Origin of the sequence: Arcobacter rhizosphaerae, from assembly GCF_049472155.1 — a bacterium.
GTDB lineage: Bacteria > Campylobacterota > Campylobacteria > Campylobacterales > Arcobacteraceae > Arcobacter_B.
Window position 1 is genome coordinate 1 of sequence record NZ_JBMOVW010000012.1, and the last position, 19,027, is coordinate 19,027.

Annotated in this window: 15 protein-coding genes; all 15 read right to left on the reverse strand. The window is 25.2% G+C overall.

Going from position 1 to position 19,027, the window contains the following annotated elements; translation table 11 throughout:
- Positions 1-1,875, reverse strand: a 1,875-nt coding sequence (locus ACH5BH_RS13540; RefSeq protein WP_423298573.1) for a type VI secretion system Vgr family protein, incomplete at its 3' end; no start/stop codon positions are given.
- A gap of 172 nt (positions 1,876-2,047) precedes the next feature.
- Positions 2,048-2,572, reverse strand: coding sequence for an Hcp family type VI secretion system effector (locus ACH5BH_RS13545; RefSeq protein WP_404307916.1), 525 nt, complete (start codon positions 2,570-2,572; stop codon positions 2,048-2,050).
- 65 nt (positions 2,573-2,637) lie between these two features.
- On the reverse strand, positions 2,638-3,498 hold the full coding sequence (locus ACH5BH_RS13550) for a protein kinase domain-containing protein (RefSeq protein ID WP_423298730.1): 861 nt from the start codon (positions 3,496-3,498) through the stop codon (positions 2,638-2,640).
- Entirely contained in the window at positions 3,495-4,169 is a 675-nt protein-coding gene (locus ACH5BH_RS13555; RefSeq protein ID WP_423298731.1) for a PP2C family protein-serine/threonine phosphatase, read from the reverse strand. Before ACH5BH_RS13555 ends, ACH5BH_RS13550 begins: the two co-directional genes overlap by 4 nt.
- A complete protein-coding gene (gene tssM, locus ACH5BH_RS13560) occupies positions 4,169-7,651 on the reverse strand; it encodes a type VI secretion system membrane subunit TssM (RefSeq protein ID WP_423298732.1) in 3,483 nt (1,160 codons plus the stop codon). Before tssM ends, ACH5BH_RS13555 begins: the two co-directional genes overlap by 1 nt.
- Positions 7,652-8,506 (reverse strand): type IVB secretion system protein IcmH/DotU, encoded by an 855-nt coding sequence (icmH, locus tag ACH5BH_RS13565; RefSeq protein WP_404308276.1) that lies wholly within the window; start codon positions 8,504-8,506, stop codon positions 7,652-7,654.
- Between the two features lie 11 nt (positions 8,507-8,517).
- The gene (gene tssK, locus ACH5BH_RS13570; protein ID WP_404308278.1) at positions 8,518-9,846 is read right to left on the reverse strand and encodes a type VI secretion system baseplate subunit TssK; all 1,329 of its coding nucleotides are present in this window, start codon (positions 9,844-9,846) and stop codon (positions 8,518-8,520) included.
- Positions 9,846-10,292: a type VI secretion system lipoprotein TssJ gene (tssJ, locus tag ACH5BH_RS13575; protein ID WP_423298733.1), complete on the reverse strand. Its 447-nt coding sequence runs from the start codon at positions 10,290-10,292 to the stop codon at positions 9,846-9,848. The genes tssK and tssJ overlap by 1 nt, the downstream gene beginning before the upstream one ends.
- 9 nt (positions 10,293-10,301) lie before the next feature.
- Positions 10,302-11,660: a type VI secretion system-associated FHA domain protein TagH gene (gene tagH, locus ACH5BH_RS13580; protein ID WP_423298734.1), complete on the reverse strand. Its 1,359-nt coding sequence runs from the start codon at positions 11,658-11,660 to the stop codon at positions 10,302-10,304.
- Between the two features lie 4 nt (positions 11,661-11,664).
- Positions 11,665-11,796, reverse strand: a complete 132-nt coding sequence (locus ACH5BH_RS13585) for a hypothetical protein (protein WP_404308284.1) — start codon at positions 11,794-11,796, stop codon at positions 11,665-11,667.
- An 11-nt stretch (positions 11,797-11,807) separates the two neighbouring features.
- Complete coding sequence (gene tssH / locus ACH5BH_RS13590) at positions 11,808-14,363, reverse strand: type VI secretion system ATPase TssH (protein WP_423298735.1); 2,556 nt, start codon at positions 14,361-14,363, stop codon at positions 11,808-11,810.
- Positions 14,364-14,365: 2 nt separating this feature from the next.
- Complete coding sequence (tssG, locus tag ACH5BH_RS13595; RefSeq protein WP_404308288.1) at positions 14,366-15,349, reverse strand: type VI secretion system baseplate subunit TssG; 984 nt, start codon at positions 15,347-15,349, stop codon at positions 14,366-14,368.
- Positions 15,350-15,361: 12 nt separating this feature from the next.
- Positions 15,362-17,140, reverse strand: coding sequence for a type VI secretion system baseplate subunit TssF (gene tssF, locus ACH5BH_RS13600; RefSeq protein WP_423298736.1), 1,779 nt, complete (start codon positions 17,138-17,140; stop codon positions 15,362-15,364).
- Positions 17,130-17,552, reverse strand: a complete 423-nt coding sequence (gene tssE, locus ACH5BH_RS13605; RefSeq protein WP_404308292.1) for a type VI secretion system baseplate subunit TssE — start codon at positions 17,550-17,552, stop codon at positions 17,130-17,132. The genes tssF and tssE overlap by 11 nt, the downstream gene beginning before the upstream one ends.
- Entirely contained in the window at positions 17,552-19,027 is a 1,476-nt protein-coding gene (gene tssC / locus ACH5BH_RS13610; RefSeq protein ID WP_423298737.1) for a type VI secretion system contractile sheath large subunit, read from the reverse strand. Before tssC ends, tssE begins: the two co-directional genes overlap by 1 nt.

The following is a 19,027-nucleotide window of genomic DNA, read 5'->3' on the forward strand; positions in this document are numbered from 1 at the left end:
ATAATCTTCCAAAACAGAAGTAAGTTTTTCTTTCTGTATCGTCGAAATATGATTATACTTTACATTCTCATTTAAATCTTTCCCTACTGTTAAATTTGAATTCTCTTGTATCGTCTCCTCTTTATCTTTCTGTACTATGGTCTTTGAATTATTCTCTATTTGTATATTCTGATTATTTAAAGCATGGAAATTTAAATCTCTTTGTGCTCTTATTGATACTCTCTCTTCTCCTCTTTTATCTTCAAATAATAACTCATTATACCCTTTTGTCTCCTCATATTGTGGCATTGAATTTGTTCTTATATAACTTTGTGTCTTATTCTCTGGCAAGTTATATGCCTTCTTATTCTCCCCATTATGCAAACTTCCTATTATTATAGGACAATCTGGATCCCCATTTATAAATCCTACTATTACTTCTTGATTTACTCTTGGTATAAATTGACTCCCATACCCATTCCCTGATTGTATATTTGATACTCTTAGGTATGTTGATGTTATTTGATTCTCTTCAAATGCAAACAGTACTCTTATTCTTCCTTCTTCATCTACATCTATACTATTATCATAATCTTTTGTATTTGAATTCCCATTTGATACTTTTGCTGTTAATATTGAGTTTATTCTTGGTTTCTTTATCGTTTTTTCGGGTTTATATTCTATATCTTTTGGTATGGCTTTAAATTCTACTTCATATTGCAGTTGATGTTTTACTTGTTCATTTATATTTTGTCTATATTCATCTAGGGCATTTGGGAAATGTCCTTTATATTCTACTTCTATGATGATACTATCTATCTTTTTATTTGCTTTCTCATCTTCTAATCTTATACACAAGCTATCTTCTATATTTAACTCTTGTGAACTTCCTTCTATTATATTTGATTGTACATATTCTCTTTGAGAATCTATTTTTGTATATCTATTTAAATCTTTATAGTAACTCTCATCTAACAAGTTTAATTTATCTCTTAATGTATATTTCTTTATATCATTTCTTAATTGTGATGTTGATTCATTATCTTTTATTGAGCTTACTATATTTGCTCCACTTTGTGTTTTATATTCTTGGCTTGGTTTATTTTTATCATAATAGTCTTCTATATGATTACTTGCTTTAAACTCTTTACTATGATTAAAAGAACAAGTTGAAGAGTATGTATTTACTATTACATGTTCATTTAATTCACACAATATTAGTTTATATGGATCATTTGAGCTATAGTCTATTATTAAGCTATATCCTTCTTCTTCACAAAGCATTTGTATAAATTCTAAATCACTTTGATTATATTGAGTTGTATACTCTCTTATTGGGGCTTTTAATAAATCTAATTTTATATCTATTTGAAGGTTTAATAATTGGTTATATCTATTTATTATCTCTTTTATTATATCACTTGTTTTTTTTTCATGATATATTTCATATCTATTATTTAATCCTAAATAATATAGAGGTGATACTACTTCTATTTTATATAGATGTTTTCTTGCTACTATACTATCTTCACTTGCTTTATATATTTTCCCATATATTGTTTTTTTTATTATAGGACTTATTTCATCTTGTAGTTTTATTTCTACATCTGTATCTACTAGTTCTTCTATATTTATAAACTCATCACTTACAAATATTAGTTCAAAGCTATAGGGTTTATTTACTTGACTTTTCCCTTTTAGTTTATATACACTATAGCTTCCATCTAATATTCCTAATCCTATTATTTCATTTTCTTTATAATTTAATAGTTTTAGTCTACAGCTTATTTCTTGGTTTACTTCTTTTCTTAACTCTTTTAAACTAAATGCTTCTTCTATTTCTTCTTGTAAGTTATTTTCTATCTCATTTATTCTTTTTTTTATTTCTTCGGACAATTTTTAGCCTTACTTATTTTTTTATACTTCTTTTTATCTTATATATTAAAAAATAATATTTTTTCTCGCTACTTTTATTATTTTATTTATTCTTATTTTTATCTTTTTTTTATTTTCTATTACTTTTTGATATATAAAAAATAAGGAGTTCCCTCCTTATTTTTATTTATGTTTAGGCATTTAATCCTACACCAATTCTCCAGTCATCTTCTCCTGATGTACTTGCTGTCTCATGTCTCCATGTAATCTTTCTATATGCAAATGATACTTTTTCTAAAGGTGCTACTTGTGTTTTTGCTTGTCCTTCTTCATTATCCATGTATGCGTCTATATCTACGATTACTGCATCTTCTAATACGATTGAAAAGTAATGCTCTGGTTTCCCTGCATAGCTTGTTCTGTACCATTTTAATTCTACTTCTGTTAATGTCTCACCTTTTGTTAATGCGTTATATAATAATGGTGATGATTTATCAAATAGTTTTGATATTACTAATGGTTCATGTACTCTTTGTCCTGATGGTTGTCCTGACTGTGGATCTCTTGGTATATTAATGTTATGTGCAAAACCTTTTATTAATGCTTCATTCTCATGCCCTTTTTGGTATGAGTTACCTACTGATTCTGGTGTAAATGTACCTTCTGTAATTAAACCTTGTGTACTACCTTTTATCGAAATAAATATTGGATTATTCATTTTTCTTTATCCTTCTGTTAAAATGTTTTTTATTTTATCAAATTATAATTTAATAAATATTTATTTCATAATAGTTTTTGATACTTTTTTTGGATTTTTCTTGATTTTACGTCTAAACTTAATGAATTCTTAAACCATTTCCTTAAAAAAAAAGGAATTTTTGATAAATTTCTTTTTTCTATAGGTAAATCAAATAATTCCTTAGAACTATTTATAAATAAAGCTTCGTTTGTAAATATCTCATACATTACACAGGCCAATGAAAATATATCTGTTGAAACACTTGGTTTAATATTTTTATCAACTAATAATTCAGGAGCAGCATATTTAGGATTAAAAGCTTTAACTTTTGAATATTCTAAAGAAAATTCATCATTAGTTTCTATATTTTGAGAAATACCAAAATCAAAAATTATAGGTTCAAAATTTTTATTAAGTATTATATTACTAGGAGAGATATCTGCATGAACAATATTTTTAGAATGAATATAAGATAAAGTATTTAGTAAAGATTTAAATATTGATTTTTTATCTTTTTTTGTTAAATTGAAGATAGAAACTTCACTTAAAAGTTGTCCTTCAATTTTTTCTAAAACTAAAAAAGGTACTTTCTTTTTCTTATCAATTCCATAATCAAGAACTCTTACAATACTATCCGAATTTAATCTTCTTAAAAAAGAGTATTCTGAAAAAACAAAAGCTGAGATATCTTTCATTTTAAGTAATTCTTTAGTTGGTACTTTTATAACTATATTTGAATCTTTTTTAAAATACTCATTATATATATCAATTCCATCATAAACAATACTTAAATCACTTTTAGCTATTTGATTAAAATAAAAATATCTTTTGTTAAAACTCTTTAAATTTTTAATATTGCTTTTTTCAGATATACTATTTGTTGTAATATCTTTAATTATATTCATTTATGAGCAACCATTATTGCAGTAATATTATCATCAGCAGTTGAAGATAAAACATTAAATTTTAATTTATTAATTCCATTTTCAAGAGATAGCTCTTCCATTGAAGATTTTATAGTTAAACTTGAAATATTATCATATAAACCATCACTGCATAATAAATAAACATCATTAGGATCAACTATAAATCTAGTAACTTCTATATTAAAATCACCAGGTGCAGATATTGCAGAAGTTAAAACTTTTCGATATCCATAAAAATCATCGATTTCAATAGAATGGTCTTTTGTAACTGTACTTAAAACTTCACCTCGTAAATTATAACATCTACTATCCCCAGAGTGAATACAAACTCCTCTATTCCCTTCAATACATAAAAGCATAAGTGTCGTTCCAATTTTAATATTTTTTCCTAACTTATCTACTTTATTTTGTAAGATAGAGTGTATTACTTGTAATTGCTTACTCATTAAAGATATTTTTTCCTCTAATGTTCCTTTTAATTCTAGTTGTTCAAAAATATCTGTAATTAAATGGCTTGCAAAATTTCCTTCATCATGTCCACCCATTCCATCACAAACTATCCATAAACCTTTTTCATCTGAAATATAAAAAGAGTCTTCATTAACCTTACGTATATGCCCAGGATGAGTGAATGCAAAACTTTTAAACATTATAAGCCCTTATTTAGATGAAAGTTTGATAAAGTGCTATGTTTATTTAACATATTTACAACAGCACCTTTAATTAAAAATGAAGAACTATAATCTTCATAACTATATTTATAAATAGCCTCATTTCTAGTTTTTGATACAACAGTAAAATCATCTATTAATTTAAATAAAGCCCATTCATTATCAATATATTTTTGAGTAACAAGGCTATTATTTAAATCAAACAACTTAAATTTAACAATATTATTTAAATTTTGAGAAGGCCAAACTATTTTTTTATTTAATATTGGTCCATGTTCATAATACAAAGTATTATCGTCAAATACTAAATATACTGTTGCCAAGTTACTACTTAAATCATAAGGTTTTATTAAAGCATCAAAGCCTAGTGTGCCATTATTTCTAAAAAATACATTTCTGATTTTATAAGATTTTATAATTGACTGAATTATACTTCTATCTATGTTTACAATACTTCCATCTAGATTTTTATATCTATATGTTAAAGTATTATTATTTATAGATACAAATGAAGATAAATAGTTTTTATAGAAACTATCTAAAATTCCATTTTTTCTAAAGAAATCGCTAAAGTCATCAAGTTTAACAAAGTTATTTGACTCATTTTTTTTCAGAGGATACTTATTTTCTAATCTATTTGTATAATATGTATAAACTTCTTCTAAATATCTTTTATTTAAATAAGTTTTACTATTAGCAAGAATATATTTCCAATTACTTTTTTGAACAGATTTATACCATTTTTTAACATATAAGGGTAAAGAGTTTAAAGAAGTAACAATAGGTTTAATTCTTCCATTTACCCTATCAGTTACAATCTTAAAAGAATCATATTCAGGAGAAACAGCTCCTTGAATAGCTGTCATTATTTGATAAATATGATTTATACTATTGTTAGCTTCTTTTAAAACAACTGTAGGTTGTTCATTTTTATCTACTAAATCATTATAAGGTTTAAAAAAAGTTCTTAGATTTTTAATACTTGTATTATCAACTAACTTATCTGAACTATTAAGTGCTTTTTTAGTAACTGTTTTAGCTATTTGTCCTGTTACTACTTTATTAACAACTGTATTAGTAGTATTACTATTTGAGTTCATTTTAAGCTCCTCTGAGGGAGTATATAACTCTGTATTCTCTTTTAAGGCCTTTAAAACAGCAATAATTGGTGAATTTGATGAGCTTAAAAGTGCTAATTGATTATTTAAACCTAAAATTCTTTTATATGTTGATATATTAAGTCTTGATAAAGCATTATTCCAATAGTTTTTATAATCAGCAAAATAAAATGCTAATATTCTTTTATAATATTCATTTATCTCTACTACATTTAAATCTGTTCGTTCACCTATTACCCAATTGTTAAGTAAAATATTACTTGTTAAATTTCTTCCTTCTTGAATCATAATCTTATAACCTTTTTTTGTATATAAGGCTGGAATCACATAATTTGTGTTATTAAAAGAAGATATATTATTTCCTAAAACTTGTGCAAAAGTAAAATCTTTCAAATTCATTTTTGCTATATTATTTTTTATTCCTTTATAAGTCAACTGTTCTGAACCATATTTAACTAATCTTTTTCTAGCCATTTTCAAAGTAGTTAAATCTATCTTATATGAATTGAAACCTAAACTTAAAAGATTTGACCAATGTTTATTTAATTTAGCTTGTACTTTTGGCATATTTGGATACTTTTTATTCCAATATATAGACATATATTCTTTTAAGAAATTTATATTTTCATTTCTTCTTTTTATATCTTTTAATAAAATATAAGCTTTTGTATTATCCCATGTTTTATCAAAATCTTTTAACTCATGGTTTATATTTTTTTGTATAAAATGCTCAATTCTAGGAAGAAGTAGTTTTACTAAGTCAGTATGATACTGCTTTAAAAGTTTACTATTTCTCTCTTCTACTTTATAAAATAGTATGTTCCAAAAACTATCTGATGTATTTTTTAAATTATAATTTTTAATATCATCAAGTTTATTTAAAACTTCTAAAATATCTTCAAAATTATCAGAAGGTACAATTTTATCTTTTTCTTTTAAATAATATTCATAATTTTTTTCTAACTTATGAAGTAAATTATTATGATTAATAAAATCCTTTACAATAAAAAAACTGAAAAATGCTACAAAAAATAATGATAAACCATAAGTAATGTACTGATTTTTTTTGATTTTTCTTTCATATTTTTCATCCATTTTTATCATATCTGATTCAGGAAATATAATATCAGTTAAAAGTTTTTTTATAAATAAACCTTTTGTATTATGTCTTGAAGTACTTAGTGTTTCTGGACTTATTAAAGCATGAGGGTTATTCTCTCCTGGAATACTTGTAAAATAAACTCCTCTTAATAATAATGGTTTTCTATATCTTGTTTGAGAAAAACACATATCAACAAATAAATTAACTCTTTCAAATAGATTAGAAAAGTTTTCACAAAAAGAGAATATTCTAGCTCTATTTTGAGGTTCCCACTCAAAATGTATTTTTTCTAAAACTGAACTATTTAATCTTTTTAATAAATCTTCTAAATGAGGTTTTATTACATTTGTATCAATATTCTCATTTTCACTATCAAAAGTGATTCCTAGAATTTCATTTTTTTCTTCTTCTGATAATGATGAAAAGTATTCATTAAAACCTTCAATCTTATCACTTTTTGTAATAATCAAATATATGGGAATACTTGACATAAAAGCAACAGATAATTCATCAAATCTATCTCTTAAATCTTTTGCATAAACTTCTAATTCTTTTTCTGTTTTATTAAAGATAGTTTCTACACTAATAGGTAATATTATCCCATTAATAGGTCTTCTCCATCTTTTTTTTACAAAAATTTTCAAGAACTCTTTCCATATTATATTATCTTCTGGGTTCTGCTTTTGTTCAACATAATTTCCAGGGATATCAATAAAAACAGAATGTTCTGCAAAATACCATTGAAAAGAACTCGTGTTTTTTTCTTCAATTATTTGATTTTCATTGTAATCTATATTTAAAGGAAAGCTCAATCCAGATGATTCTAAAAGTGTAGTTTTTCCTTCATTAGTATTTCCTAATAATAAATACCAAGGTAACTCATATTTTGCTTTTCTTCTACTTTTATATAAAGATGACTTTTTAATAATCTTAATAGCTTCATTAAAACTACTTTTTAACTCTTTAAGTTTTAGTTTTACAACTTTTTCATGTTCTTTTTTTAACTCATATTGTTCTTTTTTTTCTTTTAAAGACTCTTGGGTTTCTTCTTTTTTTAATAAGATTGTTAATAAAACTATAATAATACTTCCAAAAAATATACTAAAAGCAATAAGTAATCTAAAATTTAAATCTTTAAAAGAATCGAAAAGATATGGTGTTGCAAAAATTATAAACAAAGAACTTAAAGTTGCAATTAAAAGTATCCAAAATGTAACTGTCTTAAAAATACTTTTTTTCATTTACTTCTCTACCTCTAAACTATTCTTCTCAATTTTTTTATTTTCTATCATTTCTATAAATTTACTATTATGTTCATTTAAAGTAAATGTTAAAATTCCATACACACTAAAAACCAAAAGTAAAACTCCTAAAAATAAAATTGGATATGATATTTTATTAAATAATCTAAATTTATTTTTTGAAGCTTCTTGTTTTATAAAGAAAGGAAAAGGATCTCTACCTTGAACAATTTTTATCTGCCTAAATAAACTGTCTTTCACATTATTTAGTTCAATTTGACCTCTATTTATTACTCTATATTTACCTTCAAAACCCAAAGCAATACATATATACATTAGTTCTAAAATATGAATATACTTAGCAGGTGTTTTCAAAAACTTATCTAATAAATGGAAAAAGTTTTCTCCACCATAAGTTTCTTTATGGAAAATACGTAAAACACTATTATTTGACCAATTGTTATTTGATCCTAAACTACTACTATTCATAAACTCATCAACTACAGTACATAAAATATATCTTGTAACTAACATTTCAGTATTTTCAATACCTAACTTTAAAGCATTTTCATCAAATAAGTTTATTTTTGCTATTAATTCATTTCTTACCTCATCAGCATTTAAATCTTCACTAGATTCCAAAATATCAAGTGTGTACTTAAATAAATGAGAAGAAGCACTCAAAAAAGGATTAAAACTTATTTCATAATCATTCATTCTAGTATAAGCTTTGTTTCTTTTAAAAGTACTACTTTGTCTATCAAAATTATCATAAGGACTAACATCAACTTGATTAAAATTAGTTAATGTATTCTCAGAAGAATCATTGGAAATTAGTATTGTTTTATTACTCATTTTATTTCTCTTTAATCATTTGTAATTGCCCAAATAGAATAATTTATATTCGGTATATCATTTGGTAAATAAAATGCAAAACCAGAAGATTGCAATAGCTCTTTTCTATTCTTTTCTGATAATTCTATACTAAAATATAAATAGTTGACTTTATAAGGAATTTCTTTAGGTGCAGAAGACAAAGTTCTAAGTTTAAAACCAACTAAATGATAATTAACTAAATTTTTAATAGTTTCTATAGTACCTAATTTAAGGCTTGATAATAATGCTTCTCTTATCTTATTCTCTGAAATATCAGCAGAAACAGCAAAAATAAATGTTGAACTTTCTAATAGTTTTTTATCTTTTATAGGAGCAATATATATTCCATATTTTCTTTTTTCAATCTTTAAGGCCACACTATTTTGCTCTAAAACCATAGTTAACATTGATTTCAAATCATCTATAATTTTTAAAAAACTTGAAAACTGCTCTAAATGATTATAAGTTATATACTCAGCAATTCTTCTTTCTTTCTTCATAAAGACTGAAAGTTCTGCAACTAAAGAACTTAACTCTAAAAAAACTTTATCAGGATGAACTCTATCTTGTGTTAAAAAATAATGTAATCTACTTTCTGTTCTATTAAGTAATTGTAGCATTAAATAATTACCAAGTTCTGTTGATTGAAGTCTTGAATCACTTATATTATCAGCAATTACATTAGCTCTATAAGAAATCATACTCAATAACTCTTTAATTTGAGAAAGTAATCTTGTTGAGTTATTTAAGTGTAAATATGTTGGTACAAAATCTTCTTCAAGAGAAACTATTCCACTTGTAGAAATATTACCTATTTTCGCTATTTCAATACTGATAAAACTATCATTTAAATCATCTTCTGTCACTAATTTAAAATTTTGCTGTGCGAGTAAAATATCAGAATTACTTAGTTCTCCTGCATTAGTATTAGGTATATTATTAGCTACTTTTGCAGTATATCTAGTTAATAGCTTTTTTTGATCTTCAAAATGTACACTATCCCCATCTTCAATAAAGATGGGTAAAGCTAAATAAATTACCTTATTACTATGTGTATGATTTACATCAAATGTCAATAACTGATTTTTAGAGCTAACATCAAAAAGTGTTCCATCAGGCATTATTCCAGATACATGCTTTATAGATATTTTTCCTGTATTTAATAAACTTTCATCAAAAGATAAATTAAATAAACCCCAACTATTTTCTCTTGAATATAAACTTCTAGTCATCAACTCATAATTATAATATCTATCATTTTGCTGAAAATGTTGTGGTCTAATAAATAAACCTTCTCGCCAAACTACTTGATTTTGCATTATTCTACTCTTTCTATACTATATTTATGAATTTCTAACTCACTAAAATTATATGTGTCTTCTTCCAAATTTATGACATGCTTCCATTTATTTTTTATATTTCTAAACTGTCCTACTACACCTAAAAACTTTGCATTATCGTTAAATACTATTTTGTATGTTTGCTTTTGATGAGGAGTAATAACATGTTTTGATTGAGATATTAAATCTCTATTTAAATTTTTTCCAGATTCTTGCATTAATGTCCAATAATCGTACTTCATAAAATTCTCTGCTGATTCCAATTCATAAAAAGTTAACATTAAAGGTGAAGAAACATTATTGATATCTGGATTTAAATCATTTGTTGAATTAACTACTAACTCTAAATGTGTAGGCTTTGAAGAACACCCAACAAGTCCAATGGCAATTATTACTGTAATTACAGTTTTTAATATAAATTTCATTTTATTCCTTTATACTGATGTCAATTTAATTGTATATTCAATATTTTTATATTCATTTGTAAAATCTTTAGCGATTAAATTTATTCCAAAATCAGGTTTTTCATTTAACTCATTAAACATTTCTATATAAGAATCCCACATTTGATACTTTTTAGGGACAAAATTGTTTAAGACTCCAGTTGTTTCAAAATGATGTTCTAAACTCTTAGGAGAAAATTTTGTCACTGCAATATTTATCAAATTTTTACTTGCTCTATGTAAAGCAACATTATGTATATTTAATTCATTAAATGATTTTTTCACTGCTTCTGATAGTTTTATACTATTATTAGATACTTCATTTAATATACTCAAAGAGTACTGTCCCATTCTTATTGGATTATTATCTTTAACAGTAGTATTTTTATCATCTATTAATAAATCTTTTTTTATTTTATCTTTTGTTTCAAGAGAATCTTTTAAGCCATCTAAAGAGTTAATAACTATATTTGCTATTTCATTTAGTCTCTTATCTCTTTCTTCATTATTTAAGTTACTAAATTTAATTCCTAACTTTTCTTCTAAAACACATAAAGCAGAGTTTTCACCTGTAAAATCTGCTTCTTGAATAATATTTTTTTCTTCTATTACCTTTGTTTCTATATCATTATCTTTACTATTATCTACGGGAGATAAAGACTCTTGGATTATCCTATCTTCTACTTTTTCTACTTTTTTTTCTTCAAAAGTTGGAATAACAATATGTTCATGTTTTAATTCATTAGTAACTGATTCAATATTATGAGCATTGTCAAAATTTAAAGGTTCTTTCTCAAAATCATATAAATCATCAATATGTTCTACTGTATTATCTTCTTCAAATATATTCAATACATTATTGTCATAATTTATTTCTTCTTCAACCATAAAAGAATTACTCATTACAGATTCATCATCAAGTAGAAAATCATCGGGTATTAATTCATTTGATATTTTTTTACTACTTATTTGATTTAAAGGCACACTATTTTCAGGTTTGTAGCTTAAAATATCATCTTGACTATAGTCATTGTCCATAAACCTAGCTTGAATTTCATATTCACCTATAATAAAAATATCAGTAGAATTTATCTTTATAGACATATTCTTAGGTAATTTTCTATATGGATGTTTTAAAGAAGTACCATTTGTACTTATATCTTTAATAAAATACATACCATCTTTATATTCGATTTCAACATGAGTATTTGAAATATAACTCTTTGAATCAGGTAATTGCCAATTTGCTTCTTCTGATCTTCCTATAATTCCACTAGTCTTATTAAAATGATAATTTTTTTTAGAAGGGAACTCCCTTCCCGTTTTAATAATATCAAATATTAATTTCATTGAACTAATTCTTTTTTAATGATTCTATTTCAGGTTTTGCTTGATACAAAGGCTTATACTCTTCATGAAAACTTGCACAAGCATTAAAAAATAAAACTACAAATAATAAACTTATTACATTTCTAAATCTCTTCATAAATACTTCCTTTATTTATTTTCAATAATTAATTCGTCATTTTTATTTATAGAAACTACTAGTTTTGATAATTTTTTATTCTCTAAACTTGCATTTAAAATGTATTTTGAAAGTTTTGGCATTATGTTATTATTTATAATCAAATCTATATTTCTAGCACCAGTATCAACTGTATTACTTAAAGACACTATATAATCTAGTAATTTTTCTTCTACTTTTAAATGAATATCTTTTTTTAATAACTGTTTTTCAATAGTTTTTAACTTAAGCTTTGTAATATCTTTTAAAGCTTCATTTTTTAAATTAAAGTAAGGAATTACATTCATCCTACCTAATAAAGCTGGTTGTAAATAAGAAGATAAAATAGGAGTAATTTCTTTAGTAATTTCATCCATAGTTATATTTTCATTATTAATACATAGTTTTGTAATTTGTTCAGTCGCAAGATTTGAAGTCATTATTATTACTGTATTTTTAAAATCAATTACTCTTCCTTCTCCATCATTAGCAATACCTTTATCAAAAATCTGATAAAAAAGATTTAATATATCAGGGTGTGCTTTCTCAATTTCATCTAACAATACAACAGAATAAGGTTTAATTCTTACAGGATCAGTTAATTGTCCACCTTCACCATATCCAACATATCCAGGAGGAGATCCAATCAATCTTGAGACTGTATGTTTTTCTTGAAACTCAGTCATATTAATTGTTGTAATAAATCTCTCGCCACCATACATTAAATCTGCAATAGCTCTTGCTGTTTCTGTTTTTCCAACACCACTTGGACCAACAAGTAAAAATACACCTGCAGGAGACTCTTCATTTTTTAGCCCTGAAATTGATATTTGTAAAAATGTATTTAAATAAGAGATTGGTTCATCTTGACCAATAACTCTTTCTTTCATTTTATTTTCAAGTTCCATTACAGTTTTTATTTGCTCTTGAACCATACTACCTAAAGGAATTCCAGTCCAAGAAGAGATAACTTCTGCAACTTGATCTTTAGTAACATTTTTATAAATATAACTAATATCTCTCTGAAGTTCTTTTAACTCTTTATTTAAACTTTTTACTTCATCCTTATCTACTGATTCTTCAAGTTTTAATAATAACTCTTTTTGATTTTGCCAAATGTTTTCAATTTTTGATTTAGTAATTTCTAATTCTCTAATATCTTCTTGTAAAATTAAAATTTTTTCTTTATAGTCATTTACATAATTATCACTATCTCTACTTAAAGAATCAATTTCTCTTTGCTTTTCTATAATTTTTGTATTAATTTTTTGTAAATCATAAGGAAGATTTGTTTTACTAATTTTTACATTTGCACAAGCAGTATCTAAAACATCAATAGCTTTATCAGGCAATTGTCTACCTGTTATATATCTAGCAGATAAAACAGCTGCTGCTTTTAGAGCTTCATCTTCAATATATACATTATGAACATCTTCATACTTTGATGCAATACCTCTTAAAATAGTAATTGCTTCTTCAACAGAAGGTTCTAATAAATTAATTTTTTGAAATCTTCTTGATAAAGCTGGATCCTTTTCAAAATATTTTCTATACTCCAACCATGTAGTAGCAGCAATAGTTCTCAACTCTCCTCTAGCTAAGGCTGGTTTTAATAGATTTGCAGCATCTGATCCACCTTCATTTCCCCCTGCTCCTATTAAAGTATGTGCCTCATCTATAAATAGTATAATAAATTGCGTTTTTGATTGTATTTGTTTTATTACAGCTTGTAATCTTCTTTCAAATTCACCCTTTACACTAGCTCCTGCTTGTAAAGCACCAATGTCAAGAGATAATATTTTAGCTTCATATAATTCAATAGGTACTTCTTTTTGAATTATTTTAAGAGCTAAGCCCTCTACAACAGCCGTCTTACCTACACCAGCTTCTCCAACCATAATAGGATTATTTTTTCTTCTTCTAAGTAAAATATCAACTGCTTGTTTTATTTCATCATCTCTACAAAGAACAGGATCAATCTTACCTTCTTTTGCTAGTTGTGTTAAATCTGTCGTATATTTATCTAATTCTAAATTATCTTTATCTAGTACTTTATTTGAAGAATTTAATGATGATATTTTATTTATCATTTCTTTATTTAAACCAATTATCAAATCTTTTGCTTCTTTAAAATCTATTTTATTTAATTCTTTAAAATAAGAAGTATTTGAGTATTTAATAGAATTATCAAATAAAGATAATACTAATGCTGATTCAGTTATTTCATCTTGTGATAAAGAAACTTTTGCAGTTAGAAAAGAATCTTCAAGCCACTTAACTAATAACTTTGAGAATATAGGATTTGTACTTTCTGTTGTTGACATTTTTGCACCTGCTTGAATAGCATTAAAAACTTCTTGAGAATCAATTTTATAATGCTCTAATACAAGGTTGAAAATACTTGAACTATTTTCAAGCATTTTATACAAAATATCTTCTATTATTATCTCATCTCCACCTCTTTGAATACATCTTTGAGCTGCTTGTTCTAAATACTTTTTCGTATTTATATCTAAAGAGTTAATTAAATCTTTTAATTCTAATTTCATCGCTAACCTTTTTGTGCTAAAATAATTTTTTCATCATAATTTGAGTCACCAATCCAACAATTAATACCCAAATATTTTCTATTGTTTTCATCCAAAGAAAAAATATCTTTTTCTTCTTTTTTTATATCTAAACATATCTCATGTTCTAAATGTTCATTTAAAACAAAAGATACCAATTCTTTTACTTGATCTGTTTTTTTACTTAATAAACTATATTCATATAAATCTTTTGCCTTTGCATTTTTTAATAAGATTTGAAACTTAGTATTTTTACTAATTATCTCTTCTCCTATTAAAAAATCTTTTCCCAAAGACATATTAACCTCTCCTAATACAGAATTTTGCCAAGCTGGAATTTCATATTTAGTAGGAATACACTCAACAATATCAATATCTTCATAATTTAAATATTGTTTTAGTATTGCTTTTAAAGACCCCGAAGACTTTTGTTTCATACTTAGTAATCCAATATAAGGTATAAGCTTTTGTAAATTTAAACTATTTGTTTTACTTTTAGAATATAAACCTAGTAAAGACAATATATATTTAGAAAACCTATCATTTAAATCTTGTCTATACTGAATGTAATATCTGTGTTTTTCCCAAATAGGATAAATGAATTTTTGTAAGTGATGATTAAATAGATTTAAAAAATCATATAAAATCATATCTGAATCTATGCTATCTAAAACCATTTCACTTAAATGACTAGGCATAGGAGAAGAGCTTCCAAAAATTCCTAAAAAGTTCAAGGTTATTTCTGCTTTTACTTTATTATCATATTCTAAAAAGTTTATATTATGAATTTCTGAACGTTGAAAAGATAAACTTGTATTTGATTTAAATACAATATTTTCATATAAATCTTCAAACTTCTCATTTGGATAAAACTTTTTTAAATATAAACAAGTAATCCTTATTCCCTGAGGTAATGTTATTTGCTTAATAGTTTCATTAATTTTTTTATTAATAATTTCTAACTGCATTTTTATCACACTTTAAATAAGCTCTATAGAACCCATTTTAGGTTTCCACATAAATAGTTCTTCATTTTGAATATCTACAGACAATTTATGGAAAGAATTAATATTACTATAAAGTGCAAAAAATTCATTTAGAACTGAACAAAAAAGATATGCTTCCCCTAAACAAGAAAACTTAGTAGGATCAATTTCTAGTTTTACGTGCATTCCTCTAATAGGAAAACCTTTATCAATCATTTCTGTTGTTTCATAACTTATACTTTCAATACCTTTTAGAATCATAGAAGTTTTATCTCTTTGTTTTACATCATAAGCACCAAAAAAATCATAAGTTTCTAAAATTGTTCTAAATGTTTTAATATCATTTAAAGACAAGTAATTTAAAGACATATTAGAAATTATTCTCCATAAAAAATCTCCTGATATAGGAGGAGGATAACTAACAGTAGGTATAGTAATATTTCTAAAACTTAAAGTACCAGTATTTGATAAAGTATTTGAGATACAAATATCTCCAAGAAAAAGTGAACTAGGGATATCTTTATTTGTACATAATATTTTTACAGAAACCGTACTATTTATAGTAGAAATTGTATCTTCTGTATCAATAGCACTTGAAAATCTTAAATAAGTATTTGTTCGTTCTCCATCATTAGAAAGTTTTGTTCTTGCTGAATAATATTCATTATCATCATCAAGGTGTTCAAAAGACTCAAAAGGAAGATAATTTCTATAAGCATTTTTTCTTGATATCCATCCTCTTACTTGCTCTATTGAAAAAACTTCACTATGATTTTTATCCAAGTCTGCTGGTAAAACAAGGAATTCTGAATACTCTAAATTTTTCCTAATTGGTACAGAATCTTCTTCAAATAAATTTACAATAGGTGTGCAATATAATGATAGGTTTTCTTTTGTTGGTTGTTGATTTGATTTAGACATTTTTTTAGAAAAATTAATTTTAATTGTAAAACTATTACTTTTAGATAAAACTTCACTATCTAAAGAAGAAATCTTATTTAAATTTAAAATATCAACAAATAAAAATTTATCTTTAAAACAAAAAAAATCTTGTAATAATTTATAACCATCAAAAATACTTAAAGGTTGTGGAAGCATAGATTCAGAAGAATCAAAACCAATAGATTTTATTGAATTTTTTGGAATATTTAAATTAGATATTTTTCTTTTATTTTCATCATTTATTATAATTTCAATACTTTCAATAAACCTAGTAAGATATAAATATAAATCTTGTGAAACAAATTTTGAACCACTTAAATATATTCTAAGATTATTGAAAATCAAATCATTTAAATTTCCAGAAGCAGTCATTTTCATATTTAATTCTAAAGTACTTTTTTTACCATGAACATAATAATTTACAGTATTTAAGTCAAAAGGCATAACTAAAGTATCATATACTGTTTTAAATTTACACTGAATAGCATCTGGTTTAATTTTACTTAAAACTTCTGTATCTTTTTTTACATAAGTGTTTGTAGTAGAATCATTTACAGAATCAAATTGAATAATACTAAAAGATGGCATTGGTCTTGTGTAATTTGGCCAAAGTAACTCAACAAGAGTATGGGCAACTTCTGGAAGTTCTTGATCCAACCTTTGCTGAAGTCTTCCTGTTAAAAAAGAAAATCCTTCTAGTAGTCTTTCAACGTCAGGATCTTGCCCTTCCTTTGATAAATAAGAAGATAATCCAGGATTTTTTTTTGAAAATGCTGAACCATCTCTTCTTAAAGCTATTAATTCTTTTTTATAATAATCATTAAATATCATCTGAATATATTTTCACTTTTCCATTTTTTAATAAATCTGCTTTAAAATGTATTTTTTTGCTTTTACCATCAACTATCAAATATCCTTCAATAAAAATATTCATTTGATTAATAGTTAACTTTTCCCGTGATACTGCAATTTTTGTTTTATAAAGTCTTGGTTCATACTTCTTAATACTTAATTCACAAAAGTACTCTATTTTCTCAATAGAGTCTTTCATATTTAAACTTATATTATTTAAATCAGGTCTTCCATAATCAGAGGCAATTTCACAACTACCTGCATTTGTTGAAAAAATACGAGACAAGTTATTTGCTACTGAACTATAAATAGCTTCTTCGTTTGTCTCATATTGTTTATAATCAAAATCAGAATTTAATCTCTCAAATAAACTACCTTTAAATTTTTTCATTATTCTTTATCTAATTTACCTACTAAAGATAATTCAAAACTTGCACCCATATATTTAAAATGAGGTCTTAATGAAATTCTAACTTTATACCAACCTGGATCATTATCAATATTTTCAACTTCTATAGAAATTCCTTTAAAAGGCTTTTTACTTCTAATCTCTGCACTTGGATTTTCTTGATTTGCAACATATTGCTTAGCCCATTTATTTAATTCTCTTTCTAAATCTGCTCTTTCTCTCCAAGAACCAATGTGTTCTCTTTGAAGTACTTTGATATAGTGAGACATTCTTGTTATTGCAAATAAATATGGTAATTGAGTACCTAATTTATAATTTAATGCTGCTTCATTTCCCTCTGGTGTATCAGGGAAGATTTTAGGAAGTTGAGTTGAACTTGCTGCAAAAAAAGCAGCAGAGTTACTACCCTTTCTCATAATTAAAGGAATAAACCCTTGCTCTGATAACTCATACTCTCTTCTATCAGAAACTAAAACTTCTGTTGGTATTTTCATTTCAATATCACCCATACTCTCAAAAGTATGTACAGGTAAATCTCTAACTTCTCCACCTGATTTAGGTCCAATGATATTAGTACACCATCTATAATTTGCAAAACTATCTGTTAATTTACTAGCAAATGCATAAACTGTATTTCCCCATAAGTAATCTTCATGACTTTTTGATACATTTTCTTTGTATACAAAATTAGAAATAGGATTATCTTCTGGATCATAAGGTGCTCTAAGTAAAAACCTTGGTAATGTTAAACCTACATACTTAGAATCTTCATTTTGTCTAAAACCTCTCCATGCTGCAAATTGTGGTGAACTCATTACATCTTCAATATCTTTTAAATCAGGAAGTCCTTCAAAACTATCTAAACCAAAAAACTTAGGGCCTGCAGCTGAAATAAAAGGTGCATGTGCCATTGCTGCAATTGAAGATACTTTATTCAAAAACTTAATATCAACATTTGAAGGAGAAAGCTCATAATCAGCTAAAATTGTACCTACAGGTTCTCCTCCAAATTGACCATAACCACTTGTATATATGTGCTTATAAAGTCCTGTTTGAGTAATATCTAAACTATCTTCAAAATCTTCTATTAATTCTTCTTTGGAAACATTTATAATTTCCATTTGAATATTTTGTCTAAAGTCTGTTCTTTCAACTAACATTGAAAGACCTTTCCATTTTGATTCTAAAGATTGAAAATCTTTATGATGTAAAATTTCATCCATTTGTTCAGAAATTTTATCATCAATCTCTGCAATCATTTTATCAATAATTGATTTATTAACTTTTTCATCTTCACTATCTGATTTAATCAATTCTTCAATTAATGCTCCAACACCAGTTTTAACAACATCATACGTTTCATCTTCATGAGTTAATTTTGTTTGAGCTACAATACTATCTAATAGAGTTGCTTCAACACTAGCAGAATTTTGAGCTAAATTTTGTTCAGTCGACAT

Coding starts and splice junctions, on each gene's coding strand:
- ACH5BH_RS13550 (WP_423298730.1), bottom strand. CDS start 3,498: ATGAATATAATTAAAGATATTACAACAAATAGTATATCTGAAAAAAGC.
- tssK (WP_404308278.1), bottom strand. CDS start 9,846: ATGCAAAATCAAGTAGTTTGGCGAGAAGGTTTATTTATTAGACCACAA.
- ACH5BH_RS13585 (WP_404308284.1), bottom strand. CDS start 11,796: ATGAAGAGATTTAGAAATGTAATAAGTTTATTATTTGTAGTTTTATTT.
- tssF (WP_423298736.1), bottom strand. CDS start 17,140: ATGATATTTAATGATTATTATAAAAAAGAATTAATAGCTTTAAGAAGA.
- tssM (WP_423298732.1), bottom strand. CDS start 7,651: ATGAAAAAAAGTATTTTTAAGACAGTTACATTTTGGATACTTTTAATT.
- tssH (WP_423298735.1), bottom strand. CDS start 14,363: ATGAAATTAGAATTAAAAGATTTAATTAACTCTTTAGATATAAATACG.
- ACH5BH_RS13545 (WP_404307916.1), bottom strand. CDS start 2,572: ATGAATAATCCAATATTTATTTCGATAAAAGGTAGTACACAAGGTTTA.
- tagH (WP_423298734.1), bottom strand. CDS start 11,660: ATGAAATTAATATTTGATATTATTAAAACGGGAAGGGAGTTCCCTTCT.
- tssG (WP_404308288.1), bottom strand. CDS start 15,349: ATGCAGTTAGAAATTATTAATAAAAAAATTAATGAAACTATTAAGCAA.
- tssE (WP_404308292.1), bottom strand. CDS start 17,552: ATGAAAAAATTTAAAGGTAGTTTATTTGAGAGATTAAATTCTGATTTT.
- icmH (WP_404308276.1), bottom strand. CDS start 8,506: ATGAGTAATAAAACAATACTAATTTCCAATGATTCTTCTGAGAATACA.
- tssC (WP_423298737.1), bottom strand. CDS start 19,027: ATGTCGACTGAACAAAATTTAGCTCAAAATTCTGCTAGTGTTGAAGCA.
- tssJ (WP_423298733.1), bottom strand. CDS start 10,292: ATGAAATTTATATTAAAAACTGTAATTACAGTAATAATTGCCATTGGA.
- ACH5BH_RS13555 (WP_423298731.1), bottom strand. CDS start 4,169: ATGTTTAAAAGTTTTGCATTCACTCATCCTGGGCATATACGTAAGGTT.